The organism is Rhodococcus sp. WAY2, assembly GCF_009859915.1.
Lineage (GTDB): Bacteria > Actinomycetota > Actinomycetes > Mycobacteriales > Mycobacteriaceae > Rhodococcus_F > Rhodococcus_F oxybenzonivorans.
Genome location: NZ_CP046572.1, coordinates 6043958 through 6057334 on the forward strand (window position 1 = coordinate 6043958; position 13377 = coordinate 6057334).

The window sequence follows — 13377 nt, forward strand, 5'->3', positions numbered from 1 at the left end:
GGTCGACGATGGTGTAACTTTCTTCGAGCACGCGGAAGTCATTCCTGGTGCGAGAGAAAGAACTGAATACGGGGCTATGGCGCAGCTGGTAGCGCACCACACTGGCAGTGTGGGGGTCAGGGGTTCGAGTCCCCTTAGCTCCACCCACTGAGAAGTCCCCCACCATGCAGCGCATGGTGGGGGACTTCTTCATGAGCGTGACCACATGCCATTCCCGTGGCCTTCGTCCGCTGTTGCCGGTCGGGGCAGTCGAACCTGGCCGGCGACTAGCCCGTTGCCTTCCCGGGCAGCAGAAGCTGTTGTTCGACGGCGGCGACGACGGCGCATCCCGGGCAGAGAGTCGTGCCGTCCGTGACCCAGCCGTTCAACCGGGCTGTGCAGCGGGCAGCGGTTCGACTGTCAGCCAGGGCGCGGTACGTGTGGTCACAGTGGTCACAATGGAAGTCCCATGCGCGGGGGCGCGGGGGAACAGTTCCACCGCTCATGTCACGCTCCGATCACCCCACACGACGCGTTCCCACCAGCTGCTCAGTGGACTCGGATCCGGCCAGCGCACACACTCTTCGGTATGCGCTGTTCGATGGTCGCGTCGGTCTTTCACGTCGGATGATCCGTGCTTGCGGTACCGCACAGCTGTGCACCTCCCCATTACCCGGCGTGCCCGCCACGGCGACGGACACGGATGCCTGTGCATCTCGGAAATTAGCACTCACATCGGTCGCGTGCCAGCGCTACCGATCGGTAACGACAAAGTAACCAGTATGGGCAGTCTGTGAACTGTCGCTGTGAACCTCTTCTGAATTGGCACTCAATGTAGGAGAGTGCTAAATTCTTGATGCACAGTGATGCGGCGTCCGACCAGGTGGCAGGCGCTTGTGGACCGAACCCGGAGGATGGATTGCTGTGCTTCACTTCGGGCCCGGTCCGCAGTCCCGCTCGGTCGCCGACGCTTAGCTGAGGGCAGTCGCGGTCGGATCACGCGCAACGGTGAGCCGCTGAGTCGATCGCGCGCCCCGTCACTGTCCCCGTACGTCTGCACGGAGAGGATTTACCGCAACCATGACCACGACTACGTCACCGTCTCCCTCGTCCGATCGCCGGCGCGGCCACCTGCCATGGCTGATGACGTCGACGCGGCCTCTCGGCGCCTACTGCAGCGACGTCTCGGTGATGCTCGGCGCGCTGTCGATTGTGATGTTCTGGATGTTCGGCTTCGGAATTCTCCTCGGCGCCGGAGCCATAGCGACGGGCATCGTCGCATCTCGTAATCCGTCGGTCGAGGCGGACGAGTCGACATCCCTGGAGGCTCTGATCGGCATACTCACCGGTGCCTTCGGAATCGCGGTCGGAATCGTCTTTCTCGCTGCCGCCCTGCCCCACATGTGAAGTAGTAGCTACGTCAGCGATCTCGGGTCGGCACGTTGTCGCAGTGGGACACTGGCGGTATGACTTTCACCGTGACGCATCGGTCGTTCGACCAACTGGCAGAGTTCGCCGTCACCGACTTCAGCGGCGACGACACCTACAGCATCCATGACAGTGGTGCGCTCGTCATCGTCCGCGAAGACCGGGAACTGGTCTATGCGCCGGGAAGTTGGTTCCTGGTGGAGCGCGCCGATGGCAGTGCGGGGGCTCCGGGCAACTACATGTGAATAGAACATACGTTCGATGAACGTGTAGATTCGGCTCTGTGACGCGCCGGACCGAGTTCGCCCCACGGCGATGCCCCAACGGGCACCTGCTCGGTGCCAACACCTGCCTTGTCGGGTGGGAAGTGTGCGACTGCGGCACGTCGAAGAACGGCGGGCACCGCACGCATTTCTGCCGACGGTGTGGTGCCACGATCCGCACACCGCCTTGTCGCAGTCGGCCGACCTGTCACGGTCGGTAGATGTCAGATTTTCTGCTTGACGGAACGCGGGTCGCCCCAGATGGTGTCGGACTGATCCTGGAGAACCAGAACGATCAACGTCTCATCGCCCACGTCGAAGGCGGACACCGCGACGTGAACCCAGAGCCAATGGTCATTGCGGTGACGGATACGCAGGTGTGCCGTCGCACTTGCCCTCTCACCGCCCAGCGAGCGGGCGAGCATCGCGCTCCACAGGTCGCTGTCGTCGGGATGGAAGAGTTGTTCGTGCCGGAGACTGTCGAACTCGTCGATGCCGGCGCCGATCAGAGCGGCGCAGGCCGAGTTGCGGAAGATGATCTGGCGGTTTTTGTCGTGGACGCTGATCGCATGCGGGATTGATTCGAGCATGGCAGCGAATCCTTCGCTATCGAGTTGTGCCACTCGGCCCCCTTGGGTCTCGGGAACATCATCGGGCTCGGTGTCGGATCCGTTACCGAGTCGCATTCGTGCCGCCCGAGCAGACGACCATCCAGCGCGGGGCGCGATCACTGGCTAGGGTTGGCGGGTGCGCTTCGTCACGATCGTCCAATCGTCCGCATTTGTGCCGGTCTGGCTGCGGATTCTCTTGTTGCTGGCTGCCGGGGCGAAAGTATGGGGTGCCGGAATCTACTCAGGATGCTATTTCGGCAGCAAAAATGTCAGTCTGGGTCTCGGTACCTTCATCAACCGCGGCGTGCTGTTCGATGGCACCGCCTCCATCACCCTCGGCCGGCAAGTGGCAGTCGGTCACCGCGTCCAGTTCATTACCAGCACACATCGGCTGGGTCCGGTGTCGGGGCGGTGCGGGGCGGCGGTAGACCTTCCCATCGTGGTCGGTGACGGCTGCTGGATCGGCGCAGGGGCCATCATCCTGCCCGGAGTGACGGTCGGCGAAGGTTGTGTCGTCGGTGCAGGAGCGGTAGTCACCCGCGACTGCGCGCCGAACGGACTCTACGTCGGCTCACCCGCGCGACGCGTCCGCGATCTCGACACCGAGTCTTCGCTCGGCTGAACGGCCCCTTGCCGTTCGACGGCGACAGCGGCGTTCATGCCGTCGAGAAATCGTGAAATAGTCTGTCGGTCTGAAGGTTCGAACCCTTCGAGGATGGTTGTCGTCCGGTCGATGAGCGGGCCGAAGAAGGTTTCACCGAGGTTCATCGCTGTGGCAGTGACCGTGATTCGGGAGCGGCGCCGGTCCTCGGCGTCCGGCGTGCGACGGACGAGCCCGGCCTTCTCCATGCGGTCGAGAAGTGCAGTGACGGATGCCGAATTGATCCCGAGGCGGTCGCCGAGCCAACCCGGGGTTGCAGCGATATCTGCGCGACCGGCGTCCAGGATGCTGATAAGTGCCCGGAGATCGGTGGTGTGCAGTCCGTGCAGCTGGGCGAACTCGGCGCCGAGCAGATTCAGCTCCACCGCGAGAGCGCGCAGCTTGTGCACCGTCTGAGCGCTTTCGTCGAGATTCACGAGACCTGAATGTACTGCCGGAGCGCGGCCGAGGAGATAATATCTCGATCATCGAGATAAATGGAGGAGGCGCTGTGGCGAAACTCGATGACTTCTATCGCGCCTACGACGTCCTGCTGGGCAGCTGGCCGGTGGCGGCCACACCGGTCGACGTGCCGACGGCCTACGGCATCACTCGTGTGAACGTGTGCGGTCCCGAATCGGGCGCACCACTGCTTCTCCTGCCCGGAGGCGGAGCGACTTCCACGGTCTGGGCGGCCAACGTCGAGGTCCTGGCGCGTCGCCATCGTGTCTATGCCGTCGACATCATGCAGGACGCCGGGCGGAGCGTAAGCGATGGCACCCCGTTGCGCAGCACGAGCGACTTGTTCACCTGGCTCGATGAGGTACTGGATGGATTAGGTCTGGAATCGACCGCACTCGTCGGACATTCCTACGGGGCGATGATCGCCCTCGGATACACGTCGAGCGGACGCGGAAACGTCGACAGTGTGGTGCTGCTCGACCCGACATCGTGTTTTGCGGGACTGAGCACCCGCTACCTGCTTCGGGCCGCACCGCTGCTGCTTCGTCCCACTGCGGAGCGTCAACGCGCGCTGATCCGCTGGGAGACAGGTGGCGTCGGCCTGGACGAGCGATGGCTCGAGGTGGCCGCCCTCGGGGCGGTTGCCTTCGCCGGCGCGAAGGTCGTGGTTCCGCGCCGTCCGAAGCCTGCCGCATTCGCCCGGATGACCGTCCCGACCACCGTGCTGCTGGCAGGAAGTAGCCGCGCGCACGACGCGGCGGCGGTGGCGGCCACGATCCGGCGCAGGCTTCCCTCGGCGAGGGTCACGACAATCGAGGGAGCCACTCACCACACGATGCCGATGGTGCCTGCCGCCGCCATCGGCGCGGCGATAGTCGGCGGGGTGAGCTGAGATCGTTCGGCCGGGCGCTACCATGGGCGCCCGGTGGCTCAGCGAAATCCATGGAGGTCGGGGCAGTTGGCGAAGAAGCGGATTCCGGTGGTCATCGTCGCTGGATTCCTCGGTTCCGGTAAGACCACCCTGCTCAATCATGTGCTGCGCAATAATCGCGGTGTCCGGGTGGGTGTCATCGTCAACGACTTCGGAGCCGTGAACATCGATTCGATGATGGTGGCCGGGCAGGTCGATTCGATGGTGTCCCTGAGCAACGGGTGCATGTGCTGCGCCGTCGACGTCAGCGACATGGACGAGATGCTCGATCGTCTGGCGAATCCCTCTTCACAGATCGATGTGGTGATCGTCGAGGCCAGCGGGCTTGCCGAGCCGCGCAACATGATTCGGCTCGTGCTCGGCAGCAGGAATCCGCACGTCGTGTACGGGGGACTGGTGGTGATGGTCGACGGTGAGCAGTTCGAGGAAACGTCCGCCCAGCATCCTGATCTCGGGAAGCACGTGACCCTGGCCGACCTCCTCGTGCTCAACAAGACCGACCGGATCGACGAACCACGACTCGGTGCGGTGAAGCAGTTGGTCCGCGACTACAACGATCGTGCCCCGATTCTCGCGACCGCGCACGGGCGCATCGAGCCCACTCTGCTCTTCGATCAGGAACCGGGGCGTGATCCGGCCCCCGGTGAACAGCTCACGCTCGATCGGCTGTTGCTGGATCAGCACGAGCACTGCGACGAGGGTTGTTGCGGTCACGACCACCTGCATTCGTCCTACGAGTCAGTCGATTTCGCGTCTGCCGATCCGATCGATCCACGGCGGCTGGTCGATTTCCTCGAAAGCCGGCCCGTCGGCATCTATCGCATCAAGGGATTCGTGCACTTCGCGGTACCAGGGCAGTCGCGCAAGTTCGAGGTGCAGGCGGTGGGGCCACACATCCGGTTCACCTCCACGCGCTGGGAATCGGGGGAGGAACGCACGACGCAATTGGTACTCATCGGTGCGGACATCGAACCGGAGAAGGTGCGCGCGGGCCTCGAGGACTGCATCGTGGCCGAGGGCGAAGATGTCGACCCCGGCGCGATGCTGGGGGTGCACCGCTATACCGTGACGGCGTGACCGAGCCCGCGTCTAGCACGCCGTCGTATCCCGAACCGATGCTGTCCGTGTATGAGGCGATCCGCCGCCGACGGGATGTGCGAGCGGAGTTCACGGGGGAGCCGGTACCGGAGGAGGTTCTGGACCGCATCCTGGGGGCAGCGCACAGCGCCCCGAGCGTCGGCAACACGCAGCCGTGGGATTTTGTTGTCGTGCGCAGGCCGAAGACTCTCGACGTGTTCGCCGAGCACGTCGCCGATGCCCGCAGAAGGTTCGCCGAATCGCTACCCGACGATCGCAGGACGACGTTCGATCCGATCAAGATCGAAGGAATACGTGAGAGCGGCATGGGCGTCGTCGTCACCTATGACCGCAGTCGCGGCGGCGAGCACATTCTCGGCAGGCACACGGTCGACGACACCGGCTTGTTCTCAGCCGTGCTAGCGATTCAGAATCTGTGGCTCGCGGCCGCCGCCGAGAACATCGGAGTGGGCTGGGTGTCCTTTTACGACGAGCCCTACCTCACCGAATTGCTGGGGATTCCCGAGCCGGTGCGTCCCATCGCCTGGTTGTGTGTGGGACACGTCGCCGAGTTCCAGCAGGTACCCGACCTCGAGCGCTTCGGGTGGCGGGGGCGCCGGCCATTGGCCGACGCCATCCACCTCGACGAGTTCTAGCCTTGACGGCGGCGTGACGCGCCGGCCGACGCGGTACGAGTTCCGCCGCCCGTGGACGACGCCGCCCGTGGCCTGCCCGCAGCGCCGGAACGGGAGCGACGAGCGCCGCCGCCCTGACCGTGGGCGCGTCCGCCCTGGCCGCCTCGTCCACCCTGACCGCCTTGGCCACCGCCGGGCCGCTGAGTGCGTCCGCCGGTGCTGGACACCGGCGTGGCCTTCGGCGCCGGCGTCACATGTGGTGCGAGGTCACCGACGAGTTCGAGAACGTGGGCGGAGTCCGCGGTGCTGCGGACGGGAGTGACCTTGATCGCTGCCTTCCGCATGAGGATGGACAGATCCTTGCGCTGCTCGGGCAGTACGACGGTGACGACGTCGCCGGCGCTGCCTGCGCGCGCGGTTCTGCCCGAACGGTGCAGGTAAGCCTTGTGCTCGGCGGGCGGATCGACGTGCACCACCAGTTCCACATCGTCGACGTGGACGCCTCGCGCCGCCACGTCGGTGGCCACCAGCACGCGCGCCTCACCGGCCGAGAACGAGGCCAGGTTGCGGTCGCGGGCGGCCTGCGACAGATTGCCGTGCAGATCCACCGACGGGATCCCCGCTTCGGTGAGCTGACGCGCCAGCTTCCGCGCCTGATGCTTGGTGCGCATGAACAGGATTCGGCGTCCGGTGCCCGACGCCAGCTTCTCGACCAGCTTGCGCTTGGTCTCGGGGCTGTCGACGTCGAATACATGGTGCGTCATGGCCGCGACGGGTGAGTTCGCCTCGTCGACCGAGTGCAGGACCTCGTTCCTCAGGAACCGCTTGACGAGCTTGTCGACACCGTTGTCCAGCGTGGCGGAGAACAGCAGTCGCTGGCCCTGCTGCGGCGTGGCGGAGAGGATGCGCGTGACGACGGGCAGAAAGCCGAGGTCGGCCATGTGGTCGGCCTCGTCGAGCACGGTGATCTCGACGGCGTCGAGGCTCACGAACCTTTGCTTCATCAGGTCTTCGAGGCGTCCGGGGCATGCGACGACGATGTCGACACCTGCCTTGAGCGCCGACACCTGGCGGTTCTGGGAGACGCCACCGAAGATGGTGGTGACCTTCAGGTCGTACGCCTGCGCCAGCGGTTCGAGTGTGGCGGTGATCTGGGTGGCCAGCTCGCGGGTGGGGGCCAGGATCAGACCGACGGGGTGGCCGGGCCGACGCTTTCCGCCCGACAGTTCACCCGCGAGGCGGGACACCATCGGGATGGAGAAGGCGAGCGTCTTACCGCTGCCCGTCTTGCCCCGGCCGAGCACGTCGCGGCCCGACAGCGTGTCGGGGAGGGTGTCGACCTGGATGGGGAAGGGCGCGGTGATGCCCTGCGAGGAGAGCACCCGCACCAGCGGTTCGCGGACGCCGAGAGCGGCGAAGGTGGTGTCGGGTGTCGTCGTGTCAGACAAGTGTCAGAGCCTTTCGGGCACAGGGTTGTGCCCGGAGGGCCGACACGGAAAAGCGATCCCGTCGGAGCTCGAGCACAGGTTGGCGGCGTTGCCGGTCGGCAAGCTTCTTCGCCGTAAGAAGAGCGGATGCACACGCGTGTGCACACCCAACAGGATTCGGACGTTCCCGAACTGAATGCGTTCTACGACGCTGGGTGACCGTCATGGTCACCTAGTGCCGCCGAGTCTACCCGGTGATGCGACGCCGGTCCGACTCAGGACTCACAGTCCCACCCATTCGGACGCGCCGTCGGCGAAATGCTGCCGCTTCCAGATGGGTACCTCGTGCTTGATCCGTTCGACGAGTTCGGCGCATGCCGCGAACGCCTCGGCCCGGTGCGGTGCCGCCACCGCAGCCACGAGCGCAAGGTCCCCGACGGTCAGCGCACCCACCCGGTGGACCGCGGCAACAGGCAGTCCCGTCGACGACGCAACCTCCTCACAACACGTGCGGAGAAAGCGCTCGGCATCGGGGTGTGCCTGATACTCGAGTGCTGAAACGGATTGTCCGGCATCGTGATTACGTACCACCCCGGTGAACACCACTACTGCGCCGTGTTCCGGTCCCGCCACGGCCGCATCGACCACGGCCGCGTCCAGGGGCAGGTCCGAAATCTGGGCAAGAATGTCACTCATCGTGCATACCTCCACCGGCGATCTGTGCGAGAAGGTGATCGACGATGGGGTCGAGCACCGCAAGTCCATCCTTCACTCCGCCCGGTGAACCCGGCAGATTCACGATCACTGTGCCGTTCGACACACCGGCGAGTCCCCGGCTCAGTGACGCATGCGGCGTCACTGTCGTTCCCCGATTGCGGATGGCATCCGCGACGCCGGGCAGTTCGCGGTCGAGTACGGCCCGGGTGGCTTCGGGAGTGGCGTCGGTGGGGGAGACACCCGTCCCGCCGGTGGTGATGACTAGTGCGGGGCTGCCGGACAGCGCGTCGGCGAGGCCGGCCGCGATCTCGGCGTCGGCGTAGACCAGGGGGCCGCGCGTTCGGAACCCGCGTTCGTCGAGCCAGGCGGTGATGGCCGGACCGGTCGTGTCTTCCCGCGTGCCCGCGGCGCCGCCTGTGGAGGCGACCAGGACCGCGGCGGTGCGCCCTCTCGGTGATGCGGAGTCGGTTGCCGGCTCCCGGGTCCAGTGCCCGCGCTTGCCGCCGTCCTTCGTGAGCAAGCGGACACCGTCCAGGGTGGCAGCGGGATCGACGGCCTTCACCATGTCGTGCAGAGTCAGCCCGGCCACGGCCACCGCGGTCAGTGCCTCCATTTCGACGCCGGTCGGCCCTTTCGTCTTCGCTGTCGCCTCGATCGTGATGGCATCGTCGGCGAATCCGAACTCCACCTTGACCGACGAGAGCGCAAGCTGATGGCACAACGGAATGAGCTCGGACGTCTTCTTCGCACCCGAGATACCCGCAATCCGGGCAGTCGCGAGTACATCTGCCTTGGGGAGATCGTCGGCTCGGACGAGCGCAATGACTTCGGGGGTCGTGACGAGTCGTCCTGCCGCCACGGCAGTCCGGGTGGTATCGGCTTTCGCGCTCACATCGACCATACGTGCACGACCCTCGCCGTCGAGGTGCGTCAAATCGCTCACAGGGGAATCACCTTCACGAGTTGGCCGGCGTCGAGTGCGGTGACATCGGCGGGAACATCGACGAGGACATCCGCCCACGCCATCGCTGCGACAAGATGTGAGCCTGGACCGGCGACGAGTTCTACCCCGGTGTCGGTGCGGCGGGCGCGGAGGAACTGCCGCTTGCCCCGGACGGAGGTGAGCGGCGCCGCGAGTGGCCCCTCCACGGCTTCCGTGGGGGGAAGGCCCGCTGCGCGGCGAATGTCCGGACGGGCGAAGATCTCGAAGGAGACGAGGGTACTCACCGGATTGCCCGGGAAATTCAATACCGGGACGCCGTTGACCACGGCTGTCCCCTGCGGCCCGCCCGGCTGCATGGCCACGTGAGCGAACTGCGCGCCCAGCGGGGACAGCGTTTCCTTCACCACCTCGAAGTCGCCCATCGATACACCGCCGGACGTCAGCACCACATCGGCGGTGAGGACCGCCTCGGCGAGCAGGGTGCGGAACTCGGCGGGGTCGTCGGTGCTACGGGCGATGGAGACCACCTCTGCACCGTTGGCTCGTGCACTCGACGCCAGTGCGATGCCGTTCGAATCGTAGATCTGGCCGGGACGCAGTGCGCTTCCTGCGTCGACGAGCTCGGCGCCGGTGGTGATCACCGCGACACGCGGCCGCGGGCGTACCGATACGCGCTGCAGCCCGACAGCGGCGAGCACGGCGATGTGACGGGCAGCGAGAATGCTGCCCGCGGCGAGGAGAAGGGTCCCCGCCCGGACGTCGCTGCCACGTTCGCGGACGAACTCCCCGGCCGAGCGGGTTTTTTCGATCCGCACCTCGCCATCCGAGGTGACTGTGTCCTCGACGGGGACGATCGCGTCTGCGCCCGGCGGAACCGGTGCTCCGGTCATGATTCGGTAGGCCGTGCCGGGAAGGTGCGTGACGGGTTCGGCCGGCCCGGCCGCGATCACCCCGCGCACGGGCAGCATCACAGGGACCGTCGTGATGGATGCGGCGTCGACGGCGTAGCCGTCCATCTGGGAGTTCCGGAACAGGGGCAGATCGACGGGTGAATGGACGTCGGCGGCGAGGGCGCGTCCCAGCGCCTCACCGAGTGGAATCTCCTCGCCGGGGCGCGTATGGAGCGGTGCGAGAAGTTCGGCGACGTGCTGAGCATGCTGCTCCACCGTCCGCGTGGTCACGACGTTCCTCCGGCCATGGTTACCAATCCTATGCACGGCGGTGCGGCACGGATCACCGCCTCACGGCATACTGGACCAATGCGGGGAAAGGCAACGCGATGACAATGGTGGAGATGGGTATTCCCACCGTGCGGTCGGCCGTCTCGCTCGCGGGCCGCCCCGACGTGGGGCACCTCGTCGACAGATTCGGTCGGGTAGCGCGCGACCTTCGGGTCTCGATCACCGAGAAATGCTCGTTGCGCTGCACCTATTGCATGCCGGAGGAAGGCCTGCCCGCCATCCCGGCGCACAATCTGCTCACGGCTGACGAAATCGTCCGGTTGGTGGGTATCGCGGTGCATCAGCTCGGGGTCCGGGAGGTCCGGTTCACCGGGGGCGAGCCGCTGATGCGCGCCGACCTCGAAGCGATGATCGCCGGGTGCGCCGAACGGGTTCCGGGTGTGCCGCTGTCGATGACTACCAACGCGGTAGGGCTCGAACACCGGGCTGCTGCACTCGCCCGCGCCGGCCTCACCCGCGTCAACGTCTCCCTCGACTCGATCGACAGGAAGCACTTCGCCAGGCTCACGCGACGCGATCGGTTGCCGTCGGTGATCGCCGGGATCCGGGCCGCGGCTGATGCAGGCCTGGCGCCGCTCAAAGTGAACGCAGTTCTGATGCCCGAGACACTGGCGGGGGCGGCGGATCTCCTCGAATGGTGCCTGACCGAAGGGATTGCGCTCCGCTTCATCGAGGAGATGCCCCTCGACGCGGACCACGAGTGGGCACGTGAGCAGATGGTGTCCGCCGACCGGTTGCTGTCGGTTCTGGGTGAGCGGTTCACCCTCGTGGAACACGGCAGGGAGGACGTGTCCGCACCGGCGGAGGAGTGGTTGGTGAACGGTGGTCCGGCCGCCGTGGGGATCATTGCGTCGGTCACCCGCTCGTTCTGCTCCGATTGCGACCGAACTCGTCTGACCGCCGAGGGAACGGTACGGTCGTGCCTGTTCAGTGACCAGGAGGTCGACCTGCGTGGGGCGCTGCGTTCCGGTGCGGGCGACGAGGACCTGGCCCAGTTGTGGCGTGGCGCGATGTGGAACAAGTGGGCGGGACACGGAATCAATGCGGATGGATTCGCGCCGCCGCAGCGCAGTATGGGAGCTATCGGTGGTTGACACGGTGACAGGCATTTCGGTGCGGTATTTCGCGGCGGCCGCCGACGCCGCGGGTTGTACGAAGGAAACCCTCGATCTGCCGACGGACGCCCCACTCGGTCAGGTGAAGATCGCCCTCGTCGCCAAGTACGGAGCCGACATGGAGCGGGTGCTGTCGGTGGCGGCCTTCCTCGTCGATTCAGAGCTCACGCGCGACCTCACGCGCACCGCCGGACACCAGGTGGACGTCCTGCCGCCGTTCGCGGGAGGCTAGAGGCTTTTACAGCACTCCGGGAGCCGCTCAGGCCGTCGTCGTGTCGGCCAGCCACCGGTCGAAGGTGATCGACCCGAACTCTTTTCCCGGAGCCAGGTTGTGCCCTGCCCTCAGGAAGGAACCCAGCGCTCCCGGCAGGGGCACGTCGACGACGAGTCCGTGCGTCCCCGTGGCCTTCTTCCATGCCACAACGAGGTCACGGGCCGTGCGGACTTCCGGGCCGCCGATGGTGATGAGATTTTCGGACGCCGGCTCGGTCGCCAGGGCGGCGTCCGCAAGCGCCCGCGCGACATCGCGGGTGTCGATCGACTGGAATCGCGTTCTCGTGAACGCCGGAATCACCCCGACATGGCTCGGCGGCTTCGCGACCATGGGAATGAAGTCGTGAAACTGGGTGGCGCGCACGACGACTGTGTCGAGCGGCGAGCTCTCGTAGACCCGTTCCTGCCGTCGCTTGGCCTGATAGTAGGCGAACTCGCCGCGGTCGACGTTCACGATGGACAGCAGCACCGCGCGTCGCACACCCGCACCGTCCGCTGTCGCCAGCAGATTGGTGGCGCCCTCGTCCAGCACGGCCCGAGTGCGGCGGGTCTTGCCGTCGGTCGTGTCCACCACCACGTCGACCCCGTCCAGCGCCTCTGCGAGCCCCTCGCCCGTCACCAAGTCGCCGTGGACATGGATGATCTCGGTGCCCGGCGCACCACCGTGCCGGGTGAGGACACGGACCGAGTGCCCGCGGGCAAGCAACTCCTTGACCAGTTGCCTGCCCGCCGTACCGGTACCGCCCGCGACCAGAACGAGGGTCACCGGATCACCGCCACCAGGTGTCGAGAGGCGTGACGGGAACCGTGCGCTTGTGACGCGTGTTGAGGTACATGGTCTCGAGCTTCTCGGCGACCTCCGGGGAAACGTCCTTGCCCTCGAGGTAGTCGTCGATCTGCGTGTACGTCAGACCGAGCGCCTCCTCGTCGGGGAGCGCCGGGCGGTCGTCCTCGAGATCGGCGGTGGGCACCTTCCTCCAGGTGGTCTCCGGTGCCCCCAGTTCGCGGAGCAGGGCGCCGCCCTGACGCTTGGAGAGGCCGGTCAGGGGAGTGAGGTCCACGCCACCGTCGCCGTACTTGGTGAAGAACCCGGTAATGGCTTCAGCTGCATGGTCGGTACCGAGTACGAGGTAGCCGAGTTGCCCCGCGATCGAGTACTGGATGACCATGCGCTCTCGGGCCTTGATGTTTCCGCGGACGAAGTCGCGCAGTTCGCCGCCGTCGCCGAGGATGTCCCGCAGGGCTGAGGCCGATTCCTTGGCAGTGGCGTCGGCGCCGGGTTTGACGTTGACCGACACCGACCGGTCGGGCTGGATGAACTTCAGCGCGATCTGTGCGTCCGACTCGTCCGCCTGGGTGCCGTAGGGGAGGCGGACAGCGACGAACTCGGCCTCATGTCCCTCATCGCGAAGTTCGCTCGCCGCGAGTTGAGCGAGACGCCCGACGAGAGTGCTGTCCTGGCCGCCGCTGATGCCCAGAACGAAGCCCTTCGCGGGTGTCGACAGGAGGTACTCCTTCAGGAACTGGACGCGGGTGCGAATTTCTTTCGCCGCGTCGATGGTGGGCTGGGCACCGAGTTCCTCGAGTATCTGCGCACGTAGATTCGCCATGCCAGAAACTGTAGCGAGTGGGCAC

16 protein-coding genes and 1 tRNA gene are annotated in these 13377 nt (G+C 66.1%); 9 read left to right on the forward strand and 8 right to left on the reverse strand.

Annotated elements, in window-relative coordinates:
• Nucleotides 1-70: 70 nt before the first annotated feature.
• The 3 genes from GFS60_RS27155 to GFS60_RS27165 all read left to right on the forward strand — a co-directional run bounded on the left by GFS60_RS27155 (nucleotide 71) and on the right by GFS60_RS27165 (nucleotide 1652).
• Nucleotides 71-143: transfer RNA gene (locus tag GFS60_RS27155), tRNA-Ala, on the forward strand.
• Nucleotides 144-1122: 979 nt separating this feature from the next.
• Nucleotides 1123-1386 carry a hypothetical protein gene (locus GFS60_RS27160; RefSeq protein ID WP_374432557.1) on the forward strand — a complete coding sequence of 88 codons (264 nt, stop codon included), beginning with the start codon at nucleotides 1123-1125 and terminating at the stop codon, nucleotides 1384-1386.
• Between the two features lie 59 nt (nucleotides 1387-1445).
• Nucleotides 1446-1652: a hypothetical protein gene (locus GFS60_RS27165; RefSeq protein ID WP_159926001.1), complete on the forward strand. Its 207-nt coding sequence runs from the start codon at nucleotides 1446-1448 to the stop codon at nucleotides 1650-1652.
• A 242-nt stretch (nucleotides 1653-1894) separates the two neighbouring features.
• On the opposite strand, the gene GFS60_RS27170 is transcribed toward GFS60_RS27165, so the two are convergent.
• Nucleotides 1895-2260: a PAS domain S-box protein gene (locus GFS60_RS27170; protein ID WP_201453461.1), complete on the reverse strand. Its 366-nt coding sequence runs from the start codon at nucleotides 2258-2260 to the stop codon at nucleotides 1895-1897.
• 157 nt (nucleotides 2261-2417) lie between these two features.
• Between GFS60_RS27170 and GFS60_RS27175 the strand changes: the two genes are divergently transcribed.
• Entirely contained in the window at nucleotides 2418-2903 is a 486-nt protein-coding gene (locus GFS60_RS27175) for an acyltransferase (protein WP_159926003.1), read from the forward strand.
• Here the strand turns inward: GFS60_RS27175 and GFS60_RS27180 are convergent.
• Complete coding sequence (locus GFS60_RS27180) at nucleotides 2843-3358, reverse strand: MarR family winged helix-turn-helix transcriptional regulator (RefSeq protein ID WP_159926004.1); 516 nt, start codon at nucleotides 3356-3358, stop codon at nucleotides 2843-2845. The genes GFS60_RS27175 and GFS60_RS27180 overlap by 61 nt on opposite strands.
• 74 nt (nucleotides 3359-3432) lie before the next feature.
• Between GFS60_RS27180 and GFS60_RS27185 the strand changes: the two genes are divergently transcribed.
• The 3 genes from GFS60_RS27185 (at nucleotide 3433) to bluB (ending at nucleotide 6047) form a co-directional block, all read left to right on the forward strand.
• Nucleotides 3433-4275 carry an alpha/beta fold hydrolase gene (locus GFS60_RS27185; protein WP_159926005.1) on the forward strand — a complete coding sequence of 281 codons (843 nt, stop codon included), beginning with the start codon at nucleotides 3433-3435 and terminating at the stop codon, nucleotides 4273-4275.
• Between the two features lie 66 nt (nucleotides 4276-4341).
• Nucleotides 4342-5391, forward strand: coding sequence for a CobW family GTP-binding protein (locus tag GFS60_RS27190; RefSeq protein WP_159926007.1), 1050 nt, complete (start codon nucleotides 4342-4344; stop codon nucleotides 5389-5391).
• 38 nt (nucleotides 5392-5429) lie between these two features.
• Complete coding sequence (bluB, locus tag GFS60_RS27195) at nucleotides 5430-6047, forward strand: 5,6-dimethylbenzimidazole synthase (RefSeq protein ID WP_159927582.1); 618 nt, start codon at nucleotides 5430-5432, stop codon at nucleotides 6045-6047.
• Here the strand turns inward: bluB and GFS60_RS27200 are convergent.
• The 4 genes from GFS60_RS27200 to GFS60_RS27215 all read right to left on the reverse strand — a co-directional run bounded on the left by GFS60_RS27200 (nucleotide 6044) and on the right by GFS60_RS27215 (nucleotide 10294).
• Nucleotides 6044-7474, reverse strand: coding sequence for a DEAD/DEAH box helicase (locus GFS60_RS27200; protein ID WP_201453462.1), 1431 nt, complete (start codon nucleotides 7472-7474; stop codon nucleotides 6044-6046). The two genes, bluB and GFS60_RS27200, sit on opposite strands and share 4 nt — an antisense overlap.
• A 261-nt stretch (nucleotides 7475-7735) precedes the next feature.
• Entirely contained in the window at nucleotides 7736-8149 is a 414-nt protein-coding gene (locus GFS60_RS27205) for a molybdenum cofactor biosynthesis protein MoaE (protein WP_159926009.1), read from the reverse strand.
• A complete protein-coding gene (gene moaCB / locus GFS60_RS27210; RefSeq protein WP_159926011.1) occupies nucleotides 8142-9113 on the reverse strand; it encodes a bifunctional molybdenum cofactor biosynthesis protein MoaC/MoaB in 972 nt (323 codons plus the stop codon). The genes GFS60_RS27205 and moaCB overlap by 8 nt, the downstream gene beginning before the upstream one ends.
• Entirely contained in the window at nucleotides 9110-10294 is a 1185-nt protein-coding gene (locus tag GFS60_RS27215; protein ID WP_159926013.1) for a molybdopterin molybdotransferase MoeA, read from the reverse strand. The genes moaCB and GFS60_RS27215 overlap by 4 nt, the downstream gene beginning before the upstream one ends.
• Nucleotides 10295-10392: 98 nt before the next feature.
• Between GFS60_RS27215 and moaA the strand changes: the two genes are divergently transcribed.
• Both moaA and GFS60_RS27225 read left to right on the forward strand, forming a co-directional pair.
• Nucleotides 10393-11448, forward strand: a complete 1056-nt coding sequence (gene moaA / locus GFS60_RS27220; protein ID WP_159926015.1) for a GTP 3',8-cyclase MoaA — start codon at nucleotides 10393-10395, stop codon at nucleotides 11446-11448.
• Complete coding sequence (locus GFS60_RS27225; RefSeq protein WP_109331130.1) at nucleotides 11441-11701, forward strand: MoaD/ThiS family protein; 261 nt, start codon at nucleotides 11441-11443, stop codon at nucleotides 11699-11701. The genes moaA and GFS60_RS27225 overlap by 8 nt, the downstream gene beginning before the upstream one ends.
• A gap of 27 nt (nucleotides 11702-11728) precedes the next feature.
• On the opposite strand, the gene GFS60_RS27230 is transcribed toward GFS60_RS27225, so the two are convergent.
• On the reverse strand, nucleotides 11729-12508 hold the full coding sequence (locus tag GFS60_RS27230; RefSeq protein WP_159926017.1) for an SDR family oxidoreductase: 780 nt from the start codon (nucleotides 12506-12508) through the stop codon (nucleotides 11729-11731).
• A 4-nt stretch (nucleotides 12509-12512) separates the two neighbouring features.
• On the reverse strand, nucleotides 12513-13352 hold the full coding sequence (gene nadE / locus GFS60_RS27235; RefSeq protein ID WP_159926019.1) for an ammonia-dependent NAD(+) synthetase: 840 nt from the start codon (nucleotides 13350-13352) through the stop codon (nucleotides 12513-12515).
• Nucleotides 13353-13377 lie beyond the last annotated feature (25 nt).

Bases quoted from the DNA above. Each gene is read 5' to 3' on its own strand.
- GFS60_RS27160 (WP_374432557.1), top strand. From the start codon at position 1,123: ATGACGTCGACGCGGCCTCTCGGCGCCTACTGCAGCGACGTCTCGGTG.
- GFS60_RS27165 (WP_159926001.1), top strand. From the start codon at position 1,446: ATGACTTTCACCGTGACGCATCGGTCGTTCGACCAACTGGCAGAGTTC.
- GFS60_RS27170 (WP_201453461.1), bottom strand. From the start codon at position 2,260: ATGCTCGAATCAATCCCGCATGCGATCAGCGTCCACGACAAAAACCGC.
- bluB (WP_159927582.1), top strand. From the start codon at position 5,430: ATGCTGTCCGTGTATGAGGCGATCCGCCGCCGACGGGATGTGCGAGCG.
- GFS60_RS27205 (WP_159926009.1), bottom strand. From the start codon at position 8,149: ATGAGTGACATTCTTGCCCAGATTTCGGACCTGCCCCTGGACGCGGCC.
- moaA (WP_159926015.1), top strand. From the start codon at position 10,393: ATGACAATGGTGGAGATGGGTATTCCCACCGTGCGGTCGGCCGTCTCG.
- nadE (WP_159926019.1), bottom strand. From the start codon at position 13,352: ATGGCGAATCTACGTGCGCAGATACTCGAGGAACTCGGTGCCCAGCCC.